We start from the raw sequence: 12490 nt of genomic DNA on the forward strand, positions 1-12490 counted from the left end.
CGCAGCGGCGGCGTAATACGGACCAATTCAAAACGCCGAGCAGACCAATTTTAACCGCCGCTTTCCCGCGGCAGCGCGTTGAACACCTGCGCCAGCGTGGCGATAAAGCGCACGATCTCGTCCGGCGTATAGGCCGAAAAACCGAGCACCAGCGCCCCGCGCTGCGGCGCGCCGGTGTAGAAATCCGCCAGGCCGTACAACCGTATTCCTCGTTCGGCCGCCGCCGCCACCAGCCGCCGCTCCGTCGCCGCATCCGCCAACGGGCAAACCAGCTGCAGCCCACCCTGCGGCAAGGCCGGGTGCGTCCAGGGCGCGAGATGGCGTTGCACCGCGTCGTACAGCACATCCAGCCGCGCCTTGTACAGCGTGCGCATATTGCGCAGATGCTCGGCGTAGCCGCCCTCATGCAAGCAGTGGAACAGCGTCATCTGCGCCAGCGCCGACGTGTAGCCGTCCTGAAACTGCCTGGCGGCGACCAATGGCCGCACCAGCTGCGGCGGCGCAATCATGAAGCCGATGCGCAGCCCCGGAAACAGCGTCTTGCTGAAGGTACCGATGTACAGCGTGCGCCCGCCGCTGTCCAGCCCCTGCAGCGCCGCCTTGGTTTGTCGATCGTAGTTGAACTCGGCGTCATAATCGTCTTCGATGATCCAGGCCCGCCGACGCTGGGCCCACTGCAACAGCGCCAGACGCCGCTCGAGGCTCAGCGAATACCCCAGCGGGTAGTGATGGGACGGCGTGATGTAAACGCCCCGCCCGCCGCCCGTGGCGTGCATCAGTTGCCCGACGTCCATCCCCTGCTCATCGATGCCGATCGGCCGCGCCTGCAGCCCCGCCGACTGCACCAGCTTTTTCGCCCCCTGGTAGCCCGGCTCTTCGACGAATACCGCATCGCCGGGATCGAACAGCACCTGGGTGCACAGCGCCAGCGCCTGCTGAGAGCTGGTGACCACGATCACCTGCTCCGCCGACGCCTTGACGCCCCGCTCCCGCTGCAAATAGTGCGCGATCGCCGCGCGCAGTTCCGGCAAGCCCTGCGGATCGGCATACCCCAACAGCCGCTCGCCGTGGCGCCGCAGCGCCTGCTTTTCCCACTGCAGCCATGAATCGATGGGAAACGCCCGCAGATCCGCCAGCGAGGGCGTCAGCGAAGCCTGGCGGCTGGTGTGCGGCGTATGGCTGACCGCCAGCAACGCCCGGCCGCGATCGCTTAATTCGCGTTCCGCCAGCCGCGCCTCCTGGCCTGCCTGCGTCGCCAGCAGTTCACGGCCGAGCAGCGTATCGCAGCGATAACGCACAAAGCTGCCGCGCCCCACCGTTCGGCTGATAAACCCCTCCGCCTCCAGCCGCGCGTAGGTCTGTTCCACCGTGTCACGCGCCACCGTCAACCGGGCCGCCAACGCGCGGCTCGGCGGCAGCTTCGCCCGCCACGGCAGTTCCCCGGCGGTGATGAGCCGCAACAGGGCCTGATGCAGCGCCGAACGTCGGGTCAGCCCCTGCTGACGCTGCTGGATAAAGGCTGCCAGGATTGCCGCGTCGTCCGCGTGTCGTGGGGTGTCACTCATGGGCAGTCTGTTTCTCCGAGCCTGGGGCGATAGCACACTACTCTACCTCATTTCTCCCAGCGGCGGCGGCAGTTGCGCTGCCCGGCGAAATCCCCTTAAATAAGCCATCGCATTGCGGCTACAGGACTTCCGTCAGCTATGAGCAAGGAGATCAACCAGCGTCTGCTGGAAAAACTGCTGCAGGATCTGGCCAGCGCGGGCGCGATGCCGTTATATCTGCGCTTTAACGCCTCGGTGCGCCAGGCTATCGAGCAAGGATTGCTGAACGCGGGGGATTTCCTGCCCAGCGAGCGCCTGTTTACCGAACGGCTCGGCATCTCGCGCATCACGGTGCGCAAAGCGCTGGCCTGCCTTGAGCAAGACGGCATCATCGGCCGTTCACGCGGCTACGGCACCTTCATCCAGCCACAACGGCCCGCGCCGAAGCTGCGCTATTCATTAGCGGACATCAAAGGGTTCTCGCGCGAGGCGACGCAACAGGGGCGTCAGCCGGATACGCAATGGATCAGCCGCGAGCGGGTGCCGGCCAGCGCCGAACTGGCGGAAAAACTCCGGCTGGCGGTTGGAGCGCCGATCTACCAACTCAAGCGCATTCACTTTATCGATCGGCGGCCGATGTCGGTGGCGGTGTCCTACGTGGTGGCGGCGGCGATTGCCAACGTCGACGAGATTGGCATCTCGCTGTACGACTACTTCCGGCGCAACAATGTGGAGATGGGCTCGCTGCGCAGCCAGGTCAGCGCGGCGATGGCCGACGACGACATCCGCCAGGCGCTGCAGCTATCCGAACCGATGCCGCTGCTGATCGTGCGCCAGACGTTGTTCGACCACCGCAAGAAGCCGATCGAATACAGCGAAAGCTTCTGCCGCAGCGACATGTACGAGTTTACCAGCGAAAGCTGATCCGTCACGCCTCGCCCTGCCGGCGGCGGCGAAAACGCGCGAACGCCTGGGCATACGCCTCAACGTCCAGCGGATTCACCCGCTGCAACTCCGCCAGCAGGGCAGGATCCATCGCGCCGGCGCCGTGCAGCGCGCCGCAGACAGCGGTGGCCATCGCGCCGATGGTGTCGGTATCGCCGCCCAGATTGGCGCACAGCACCGCGCAACGGGTAGGATCGGTTTGCGCCAGCTGCACCATCGCCAGCGCCGCCGGCACCGACTCGATGGTGCTCACCCCGGCGCCAATCAGTTGATATATCCGCTCAGAGGCCTGCTCGGGATCGGCGGCCTCATCCACCACCTGAAACGCCAACTCGATGCGCGCCGCCAGCGAGGGGCTGAACGTCGTCACCTGACGGCGCTGGGCATACTCCGCCACGCCCGGCAGCGCCAGGCGAATCGAGGCCCAGTCCGCGCCCTCCACCGCACGCGAAACCGCCCAAGCGATCGCGACGGCACCGGCGACGGCGATGTCGGATTTGTGCGTCGGGCTGGAGGCCAGCCACACCTGCTGACAGAAATCCTCCAGCGGCGCAGACGGCAGCACGCAGCCCAAAGGCGAAATGCGCATTGCTGCGCCATTGGTGATGCCGTTGTTTTCCAACTCGGCGATCGGCGTGCCCGCTTTCTGCTCGCTCAACGCCAGTTTGGAACTGGGGCCGAGAATGTTCTTGTTGAAGGCGTCAAAACTGTCCACCCAGCGGATCACATTGCGGGCGATCAGCGCCGGCACCACCTCACCTTCCGCTTCCCGCAGCGCATCGGCCAGCGCCAGTGCCATCGCGGTATCGTCGGTATATTGCCCGGCCTTGAAGTAACAGGCGGCCGAGTTCTCCGCCGGCCCATCGAGAAAACCGTCTATCCAGCCGAAATGGCGCTTAACCCGCTCGCGCGGCCACAGCTCGGAAGGCATGCCGAGCGCGTCGCCCAGCATCTGTCCGTAAAGTGCGCCCGCTATGCGTTCTGCCTGGGTTAACTGCTTCATCCGTCGCTCCTGAGAAAATGTGCCGTTGCCTCAATAATACCTTATTAGTACCTTTAAAGCTTATCAAGCGCCCGGCTCACACTTCCCTTTCGCGGGCAATGCCCGGCGCGTTTAAGTTGCGTTTAATGTTGCCCCGCCGCTGTTTATCCGACGTTTATCAGAGCTTGTCGATAATGTCGGCGAACAAATTGATAACGCTTATTTTAATACATTGCTTCGGCTCTCTTGCGGGCCGGGCGGGTTATACCTACCATAGCCTCAGCACTTTTTGTCAAAATGGTTCAGGTGGCCGCGTTATTCCCTGACACGCCGCAGAGCGTGTTCCCTTTTATCGCGTGGGTGACAGGATGTTCACCCGCATAGTCACAGGAGTTCGCCATGCGAGTACTGGTTGTTGAAGATAATGGTTTGCTGCGTCACCACCTTTCCGTTCAGATGCGCGAGATGGGCCATCAGGTCGACGCGGCCGAAGACGCCAAGGAAGCCGATTATTTCCTGCAGGAACACGCGCCGGATATCGCCATCGTCGATCTCGGCCTGCCGGGTGAAGACGGCCTGAGCCTGATCCGCCGCTGGCGCGCCCATCAGACCAAGCTGCCTATCCTGGTGCTGACCGCCCGCGAAAGCTGGCAGGACAAAGTGGCGGTGCTGGAAGCCGGCGCCGACGACTATGTCACCAAGCCGTTCCACCTGGAAGAGGTGATCGCCCGCATGCAGGCGCTGATGCGCCGCAACAGCGGCTTGGCTTCGCAGGTGATCGTGCTGCCGCCGTTCCAGATCGATCTGTCGCGCCGCGAACTGAGCGTCAACGATCAACAGATCAAGCTGACCGCCTTTGAATACACCATCATCGAAACCCTGATCCGCAACGCCGGCAAGGTGGTGAGCAAGGATTCGTTGATGCTGCAGCTCTACCCGGACGCCGAACTGCGTGAAAGCCACACCATCGACGTGCTGATGGGCCGCTTGCGCAAGAAAGTGCAGGCGGAATACCCGCATGAAGTGATCACCACGGTACGTGGCCAGGGCTATCGTTTTGACGCGAAGTGAACATGATGTTCAACAAGAATAAAAAACCGTTTTCGCTGCGTGCCCGCTTCCTGATGGCGACCGCCGGGGTGATCCTGGCGCTGTCGCTCTCTTACGGTTTGGTGGCGGTCGTCGGCTATATCGTCAGCTTCGACAAAACCGCCTTCCGTCTGCTGCGCGGCGAGAGCAACCTGTTCTTCAGCCTGGCTCAGTGGAAAGACAACAAACTCACCATCGCCATTCCCCCCGATCTCGATCTCAACTTCCCGACGCTGGTCTTTATCTACGACGATAAAGGCAACCTGCTGTGGAGCCAGCGCAAGGTGCCGGAGCTCGAGAAGCTGATCAACAAGGAATGGCTGGAGGAGTCCGGCTTCTACGAAATCGACACCGACACCCGCGTCAGTAGCGAAGTGCTGGGGGACAACCCCAAAGCGCAGGATCAGCTGAAGAATTACGACGATACCGATCAGAACGCGCTGACCCACTCTGTGGCGGTCAACACCTATGCCGCCACGCCTCGCCTGCCGGCGCTGACCATCGTGGTGGTTGACAGCATTCCGCAGGAGCTGCAGCGATCCGACGTGGTGTGGGAGTGGTTCAGCTACGTGCTGTTGGCCAACCTGCTGCTGGTGGTGCCGCTGCTGTGGCTGGCGGCCTACTGGAGCCTGCGGCCGATCAAGGCGCTGGTCAATCAGGTGGGCGAACTGGAGAACGGCGAGCGCGATCAGCTGGATGAGAACCCGCCCAGCGAGCTGCGCGGGCTGGTGCGCAATCTGAACATTCTGGTGCGTAACGAGCGCCAGCGCTACACCAAATATCGCACCACCCTGTCGGATCTGACCCACAGCCTGAAAACGCCGCTGGCGGTGCTGCAAAGCACCCTGCGCTCGCTGCGCAGCGGCAAGCAGACCACCATCGAAGAAGCCGAGCCGATCATGCTGGATCAGATCGGGCGCATCTCGCAGCAGATCGGTTACTACCTGCACCGGGCCAGCATCAACTCCGGCCAAACGGTGTTGACGCGCGAGATCCACTCGGTGCCGGCGCTGCTCGACAGCCTGGTGGTGGCGCTGAACAAGGTTTACCAGCGCAAAGGGGTGGTGATCACGCTGGACATCTCGCCGGAAGTGACCTTTATGGGCGAGAAGAACGACTTTATGGAAGTGATGGGCAACGTGTTGGAAAACGCCTGCAAATACTGCCTGGAGTTCGTTGAGATCACCTCGCTGCACTCAGAGAAAAATCTCATCCTCGTCATCGACGACGACGGCCCGGGCATCCCGGAAAGCAAGCGCCAGCTGATCTTCCAGCGCGGCCAGCGGGTGGACACCCTGCGCCCCGGCCAGGGCCTTGGCCTGTCGGTAGCGGCGGAGATCATCGAGCAATACGACGGCGAAATCGTCATCAGCGACAGCCCGCTCGGCGGCGCGCGCATGCAGGTCACTTTCGCCCGCCAGCACGATACCCACCACAACGAATAAATTATGCCGCTGCGGCCCCGATCCACGGGGCCAAACTTCCGTTATAATCGCACTCAGGCTCACTCCCCTATCCTGGAATAGAACATGGATTATCAATTAGATCTGGACTGGAACGATTTTTTGCAACGTTATTGGCAAAAGCGTCCGGTGATTCTGAAGCGCGGCTTCAAAAACTTTATCGATCCGATCTCCCCGGATGAGCTGGCCGGGTTGGCGATGGAAAACGAAGTGGACAGCCGCCTGGTCAGCCACCAGGACGGCCGTTGGCAGGTTGCGCACGGCCCCTTCGAGAGCTTCGACCACCTGAGCGAAAACAACTGGTCGCTGCTGGTGCAGGCGGTGGATCACTGGCATGAGCCTTCGGCGGCGCTGATGCGCCCGTTCCGCCAACTGCCGGACTGGCGGATGGATGACCTGATGATCTCCTTCTCAGTGCCGGGCGGCGGCGTCGGCCCGCACCTCGATCAGTACGACGTGTTCATCATTCAGGGCACCGGCCGCCGCCGCTGGCGCGTCGGGGAAAAAACGCCGCTGAAACAGCACTGCCCGCACCCGGATCTGCTGCAGGTCGAGCCGTTCGACGCCATCATCGACGAAGAGATGGAACCGGGCGACATTCTCTACATTCCGCCGGGCTTCCCGCATGAAGGCTACGCGCTGGAAAACGCGCTCAATTACTCGGTGGGCTTCCGCGCGCCGAACGGCCGCGAGCTGGTGAGCGGCTTCGCCGACTACGTGCTGGCGCGCGAGCTCGGCAGCAAACGCTACGGCGATCCGGACGTTAAACTGCGCGAACACCCGGCGGAGATCCTGCCGCAGGAAGTGGACGCCTTGCGGCAGATGATGCTGGATCTGGTGCAACAGCCGGAGCACTTCCAGCACTGGTTCGGCGAGTTTATCTCCCAGTCGCGCCACGAGCTGGATCTGGCGCCGCCGGAGCCACCGTATCAGGCCGGGGAAATCTACGAACTGCTGCAACAGGGTGAAGCGCTGCAGCGCCTGGGCGGGTTGCGCGTGCTGCGCGTCGGCGATCGCTGCTTCGTCAACGGCGAGTTGATCGACACCGACCAGCTGCAGGCCGCAGACGCCCTGTGCCAGCACTTCAGCGTCGACGCCGCCCTGCTCGGCGACGCGGTGGACGATCCGTCATTCCTGGCGCTGCTGACCGCGCTGGTCAACAGCGGCTATTGGTACTTTAACGACTGATTGCCGTCACGCGCACAAGCCACCCTGCCGGGTGGCTTTTTTATGCCTGCCGCGCCTGCGCGCGAAAGCCGGCCAGCGCTTCATCCGCCATGCCCGCCTGCTCCGCCGCCGCGCAAATCTGCCGCCAGGTATTAGCGTCTATCGGTATGCCCTGCTCCAGCCGCGCCGCGCGGTTGGCCTCCTCCCATTCGCCCGGCACCGCGATCGGCTGTTCACCGCTCGGCGGCGACGCCTTCACCCAGCCGATGAACGCTTCGGCCTCGGCCTGCATTTGCGGGGCGTCGAAGGCCTGAGGATCGAGGATCAGGGTCGTCATGCAGTTGAAGATGGCGTCGCTGTCGGCTTTCAGCGTGGCGTCGTGGGTGGTGCGGCCGCCGGAGAGCGCGCCGCCGAGGATCTCGCACATCGCCGCCAGCGCATAGCCTTTGTGCAAGCCGAACGGCAACATATCGGAGGGGTACAGTTCTCCCTTCAGGATCTTTTCCAGGCGGCCGATCATCACTTTGTTAGCGTCTGACTCTGCAAAACGCCCAGTATGCAGCTTCACCTTATCCACGCCGGCACGGTCGATGCTGGCCCCTTTCCAATCCAGATTCTGGATGGGGCCTCCAGCTTTATTGGTGTTGTATTCACGACCGCTGTATTTGCCCCTGGCGTTGGTTTCACCATAGGGCTTGCTCACCATCACATAGACAGCTTCAACTCCGGTTTCCAGCGCATCCGGCTGCCACAGGATAAAGTCTTGCAGATCCTGCACCACATCCGCCGGGAAGGTGGTGACCACGATGCTGTCCGGCTGCCTAATGCCGGTGCCGGTATGCACTGGCGATTTAGGCCCCTGTGAGCCGTTGCCGGTATGCGCCGGCGCGGCCGGCCCGGTCGGCACCGGGTTGATCAGTATCGTCCTCGCCGGTACCCCCGCCATTGCGGGCAGCGTGATTTTGTCCAGCCCCGTCAGCTCATCGCGAACGGGTCTGAATACCGGCACACTCGGCGATACGCCGCCAACCCCCGTCCTGACAAAGTTGACGCTCTGTCTCCCGTCGTCGTCGGTGGTGATAAACCCGCGCACCGGCAAATCGACCGAGGTCATGCCGGGCTGAATGGTCTCCCTGCCCGCCGCCAGGCTCGCCTGAAGGGCAAACAGATTGACATCCCGTCCGGGCACCTGGTCGCTCCCTGCACCGACCTCCGTCGGGTAAAAGCCGAGGGCAAAAGCCCCCAGCACCGATCCGGCGGCGACCGCGGTGCCGGCGCGTATACTGCCGACTTCGTAGGCCGCCCGCCACGACGCGCTCGCTGCCCAGCCGGCCAGTTCGCTCGTGGTCGTCATCACACCTTGCCCGACCATCGACGTCTGCAGCATCGCAGGCGCACGGTTAAGCACCATGGCGCCTGCGGCGGACAACGCCGCATTGGCCGCTTTTAGCTTTTCCGGCGTATACGCTGGAGCGTCCATAATACCCGCTTTAGCGAACAACGCTTTTCTGGCGACTTCCGCCTTGTGGGCCTCTTCAGCCTTGCGAGCTTCTTCTGCTTTGCGAGCCTCTTCAGCCTTACGGGCTTCCTCGGCTTTGCGAGCCTCTTCAGCCTTACGAGCCTCTTCGACTCTGCGGGTCTCTTCCGCCTTTCGGGCCTCCTCAGCTTTACGGGCCTCTTCGGCCACTTCTCGTTCTACCTGTTTAAATTGTTGATAGGCCGAGGTCAAAGAAGGTACTTCGACATTGCGTTGCCGATACCCTGTACGATCGCTCCCTTTGCCACCTCCGCTGATCTCATACTGCTCCGTAATTTCTGTCATCACCCTATTATTTTCAAGCCAGAAACCCGGTGGGATTGTTCCATTAAGCGCCTCGGAATAGGTGGCTAATGACGCCTTATCCTCTGCGGCAGAATTGTTGCCGTTATTGTTCCCGTTGGGTACGTTCTGATAATTACCGATTCTGTGATTGGTTTCGATATTACCGGCGAACACGATCCCGCCTTGAGCAGGCAACCCCACGCCAAGTACATTTTTAACTTGTGAGACAGAGGTAATAGCCTTGCTGACGGCGGCTTCATCGGTTGTACGAATTTCACCAACCTGCACCTGTATTTTTCCGTCAGCCCCAACACTTTTCAAAGCTACCTTTGCATAAGGTGTAACCGCACGTACTTTTTTTTGTAACTCCTTCAGGATATTACTAACTTTAGGGTCATTTTTGATAGCGTTAACCTGTCGCCGTATTGCCGCTCCTTGGGAATCTCCACTGCTGCTGCTGTCCCTGCCACCGTTACCGTTCCCATTACCTCCATCCCAGTTGGTACTGTTATCTTGACCGGGATTTAAACCGTGTACTCCATCGATATGCACATCCCCCATGCCAGGAATATTTATATCCATAGATCCACCGTGCCCTACATTTGGTCCCTGATCTGAAGCCCCACCTTTAACACCGCCAGTTGGGCCACGGCTGTCTTTTCCATCTCCGCCACTCATGTGTCAGTCCTTTATTTCGTTATTCGGCAGCAGAGTAAATTCTTAAGTGCTTATTACCAGCAACACCGTCGATTAATACTCTGCGCAACCTACAAAAATTTTATTAATCAGGCGTTCGCAATCGCTTTTTCCAAAGCAACCAATCGAGCTTCAAATGCTTCACGCTCGGCATCTCGAAGTGAGCGCTCTTCCTTAAGTGCCTCAACCAGCAGCGCCACCACGCCGTTGATATTGATGCCCCGGGCATCCTTCAGCACGCTGCCGTCGTTGAGCTTCAATTCGGTTTGGGTTACCGACTGCGGCAATACGCTCTCCACTTCCTGAGCGATCACCCCGGCTTCCGGCACGCCCTGTTTGAGGTAGGTGTAGCCGCCGATATTGGCCAACTTGTCCAATGCGCCAGCAATTTGGGTGATGTCCGTTTTCATGCGGACGTCGGAGCTGCTGTTCCAGCCACCGCCGGTAACGGCATAGCCATCTTCTTTGAAAACGAACCAACTATTCCGACCGCCATTGCCCACGTTGATAACGAGTTCGTTGTATTTCACATGGTCATGGTGATAAATATTGGCATGCTTGTTATTCGGGGCTTGCAAGTACAATCCCTTGGTAAGGGATTCTTTATTGCTATCTGCATTCTGAGGAGGGCTGGCAAAAAACCAGCCGTCAGAATTGCGTTTGGTCAATTGCCCGACGGAAAGTTCCGCGTTAGTTCTGACCTGAAGTTCGTTCCAATTCCCCTGCCAGTCGCGGTAAGAAATTAACCCGAAGTTATCCTTCCCCGGAATGACGCGGGATCCCAACATGATGGTTGTGGTGACACTACCGCTAGTGAAATCACTTTTTAAAGGTGCGGAGTTATAGATTTGTCCATTGATAAGCGGGATCGGGCCGGTGGTCGAGGTGGAGATACCCGCGTCATGCGAGACCATCGCCCCGCCGGAAATGTCCACGCCGTTTTGCATCGCAACCCGGCCAGACGCCAAATTGAACGAGAACGGGCGCAGAGTGTTCCACTGTCCGTTAAGCGCTTGGCCACCCGGCGTCGTCAGCGCATAAAAATCGCGTCCATCATTACGCAGCATCACGCCGGTATTGCCATTTGCCAGCCGAAAACCGTTGGCCGATTTGGAGACGATTTCACCGTCGCTGACCACGCGCTGGCGCAGCGTAGACAGCGATTTCAGTTCGGCAATATCGTCGTTAACGCCGTTAATCACCTGAGCATTTTTCTTTTCTTCTGCCATGATTGTTACCCTCTTACGTCCTGTTTGATGGCGGTTAACAGCGCTCATTCCCCCAGCATCCCCTGGCCACTGGGCTCACCGCACCGAAGCTGTAAAACCGGTTAAGCACACAGCAAACCTGTGTGCATAACCAGCACTCTATCTCTGAGGATAACGGGATCCCCTCACCACGGGTTGTATGGTGAAGGGGACAACAATGAGGCAGGGAACGATAAGAGAACGGCGAGTGCACGGAGCCCCGCCGGGCGGATCAGAAAAGGGAATGCGGGCCGACGCAAGCCGGCCGGGGAACGAAGGTGTTTACCGCGCCCGCTCGGCGGCCAGCGCCGCGATGCGCATGATCACAGCCACCGCTTGCTCCATGCCCTCCAGCGTCACGAATTCGTGCTTGCCGTGGTAGTTGTAGCCGCCGGTGAACAGGTTCGGGCACGGCAGGCCGCGGAACGACAGCTGCGCGCCGTCGGTGCCGCCGCGGATCGGCTTCATCACCGGTTCGATGTCGCAGTCGCGCATCGCCTGCTGCGCCAGCGCAATCACGTGCGGGTGCTCCGCCACCTGTTCGCGCATGTTGTAATAACTGTCTTCGATGCTCACTTCGATATAGCAATCGCGCGGCAAGCCTTTGCCAACCTCACGGGCGATGTCCACCATTTTGCGTTTGCGCGCCTCAAACCCCTCACGCTCGAAGTCGCGCAGGATATAGTGCATTTCGGCGCGCTCTACGCTGCCCTTGATGCTGCTGAGGTGATAAAAGCCCTGGTAGCCTTCGGTGGTCTCCGGCGCTTCGTCTGCCGGCAGCGCCTGATGAATGCGGGTGGCCAGCGACAGCGCGTTGACCATCACCCCCTTGGCGCTGCCGGGGTGCACGCTGTTGCCGAGGATTTTGATCGTCACCGAGGCGGCGTTGAAGTTTTCGCACTCCAGCTCGCCGACGCCGCCGCCGTCCACCGTGTAGGCCCATTCGGCATTGAAGGCCGCCACGTCGAACAGCTGCGCCCCCTTGCCCACCTCCTCGTCCGGAGTGAAGGCCACGCGGATGTCGCCGTGCGGGATCTTGCGCGCGCGCAGGCGCACCATGGCGGTGAGGATCTCGGCGATGCCCGCCTTGTCGTCGGCGCCCAGCAGCGTTTTGCCGTCGGTGGTGATCAGCGTCTGCCCCAGCATCTGGTGCAGGATCGGGAACATCACCGGCGACAGCACTTCATCACCGATGCCGAGCGCAATGTCGCCGCCGCGATAGTTCTCGACGATCTGCGGATTGACGTGTTTACCGCTGAAATCCGGCGAAGTATCCAGATGGGCGATGAAACCGACCGCCGGCACCGGCCAGGCGACGTTACCCGGCCAGGTGCCCATCACGCAGCCGTGTTCGCTGAGCGACACCCGCTCGAAGCCGAGCGCGATCATTTCCTGCTGCAACGCACGCGCCAGCTTCAACTGCCCGTCGGTGCTCGGCACATGCTTTACGTTCGCTTTGGACTGGGTGTCGAAAGAGACGTAGTTGAAAAAGCGGTCAAGTAATTTGTCCATGGTAGCGGCCCCTCAGAATATCG

At 60.8% G+C, this 12490-nt stretch carries 9 protein-coding genes; 4 read left to right on the top strand and 5 right to left on the bottom strand.

Annotated elements, in window-relative coordinates:
* Nucleotides 1–50: 50 nt before the first annotated feature.
* Complete coding sequence (locus tag ACMGGK_RS13325) at nucleotides 51–1565, bottom strand: PLP-dependent aminotransferase family protein (RefSeq protein WP_049300650.1); 1515 nt, start codon at nucleotides 1563–1565, stop codon at nucleotides 51–53.
* A gap of 138 nt (nucleotides 1566–1703) precedes the next feature.
* Here ACMGGK_RS13325 and ACMGGK_RS13330 point away from each other — a divergent pair, with 138 nt between their 5' ends.
* The gene (locus ACMGGK_RS13330; protein ID WP_033640605.1) at nucleotides 1704–2468 is read left to right on the top strand and encodes a GntR family transcriptional regulator; all 765 of its coding nucleotides are present in this window, start codon (nucleotides 1704–1706) and stop codon (nucleotides 2466–2468) included.
* A 4-nt stretch (nucleotides 2469–2472) separates the two neighbouring features.
* Here ACMGGK_RS13330 and ACMGGK_RS13335 read toward each other — a convergent pair whose 3' ends face one another.
* Nucleotides 2473–3492, bottom strand: a complete 1020-nt coding sequence (locus tag ACMGGK_RS13335; protein WP_016928074.1) for an ADP-ribosylglycohydrolase family protein — start codon at nucleotides 3490–3492, stop codon at nucleotides 2473–2475.
* A 378-nt stretch (nucleotides 3493–3870) separates the two neighbouring features.
* Here ACMGGK_RS13335 and phoP point away from each other — a divergent pair, with 378 nt between their 5' ends.
* The 3 genes from phoP to ACMGGK_RS13350 all read left to right on the top strand — a co-directional run bounded on the left by phoP (nucleotide 3871) and on the right by ACMGGK_RS13350 (nucleotide 7211).
* Nucleotides 3871–4542, top strand: coding sequence for a two-component system response regulator PhoP (gene phoP / locus ACMGGK_RS13340; protein ID WP_004941169.1), 672 nt, complete (start codon nucleotides 3871–3873; stop codon nucleotides 4540–4542).
* Between the two features lie 5 nt (nucleotides 4543–4547).
* The gene (gene phoQ, locus ACMGGK_RS13345; RefSeq protein WP_028128045.1) at nucleotides 4548–6005 is read left to right on the top strand and encodes a two-component system sensor histidine kinase PhoQ; all 1458 of its coding nucleotides are present in this window, start codon (nucleotides 4548–4550) and stop codon (nucleotides 6003–6005) included.
* Nucleotides 6006–6089: 84 nt separating this feature from the next.
* Complete coding sequence (locus tag ACMGGK_RS13350; protein WP_004941161.1) at nucleotides 6090–7211, top strand: cupin domain-containing protein; 1122 nt, start codon at nucleotides 6090–6092, stop codon at nucleotides 7209–7211.
* A 40-nt stretch (nucleotides 7212–7251) separates the two neighbouring features.
* Here ACMGGK_RS13350 and ACMGGK_RS13355 read toward each other — a convergent pair whose 3' ends face one another.
* The 3 genes from ACMGGK_RS13355 to pepT form a co-directional block, all read right to left on the bottom strand.
* Nucleotides 7252–8358, bottom strand: a complete 1107-nt coding sequence (locus ACMGGK_RS13355) for an Ldh family oxidoreductase (RefSeq protein WP_420277453.1) — start codon at nucleotides 8356–8358, stop codon at nucleotides 7252–7254.
* A gap of 1439 nt (nucleotides 8359–9797) precedes the next feature.
* Nucleotides 9798–10937, bottom strand: a complete 1140-nt coding sequence (locus ACMGGK_RS13360) for a tail fiber domain-containing protein (protein ID WP_420276948.1) — start codon at nucleotides 10935–10937, stop codon at nucleotides 9798–9800.
* A gap of 300 nt (nucleotides 10938–11237) precedes the next feature.
* Nucleotides 11238–12467, bottom strand: coding sequence for a peptidase T (gene pepT, locus ACMGGK_RS13365; RefSeq protein WP_004941154.1), 1230 nt, complete (start codon nucleotides 12465–12467; stop codon nucleotides 11238–11240).
* Nucleotides 12468–12490 lie beyond the last annotated feature (23 nt).

This window comes from Serratia sp. BNK-33-b (assembly GCF_048684565.1).
GTDB lineage: Bacteria > Pseudomonadota > Gammaproteobacteria > Enterobacterales > Enterobacteriaceae > Serratia > Serratia marcescens.

Bases quoted from the DNA above. Each gene is read 5' to 3' on its own strand.
- ACMGGK_RS13325 (WP_049300650.1), bottom strand. From the start codon at position 1,565: ATGAGTGACACCCCACGACACGCGGACGACGCGGCAATCCTGGCAGCC.
- ACMGGK_RS13330 (WP_033640605.1), top strand. From the start codon at position 1,704: ATGAGCAAGGAGATCAACCAGCGTCTGCTGGAAAAACTGCTGCAGGAT.
- ACMGGK_RS13335 (WP_016928074.1), bottom strand. From the start codon at position 3,492: ATGAAGCAGTTAACCCAGGCAGAACGCATAGCGGGCGCACTTTACGGA.
- phoP (WP_004941169.1), top strand. From the start codon at position 3,871: ATGCGAGTACTGGTTGTTGAAGATAATGGTTTGCTGCGTCACCACCTT.
- phoQ (WP_028128045.1), top strand. From the start codon at position 4,548: ATGTTCAACAAGAATAAAAAACCGTTTTCGCTGCGTGCCCGCTTCCTG.
- ACMGGK_RS13350 (WP_004941161.1), top strand. From the start codon at position 6,090: ATGGATTATCAATTAGATCTGGACTGGAACGATTTTTTGCAACGTTAT.
- ACMGGK_RS13360 (WP_420276948.1), bottom strand. From the start codon at position 10,937: ATGGCAGAAGAAAAGAAAAATGCTCAGGTGATTAACGGCGTTAACGAC.
- pepT (WP_004941154.1), bottom strand. From the start codon at position 12,467: ATGGACAAATTACTTGACCGCTTTTTCAACTACGTCTCTTTCGACACC.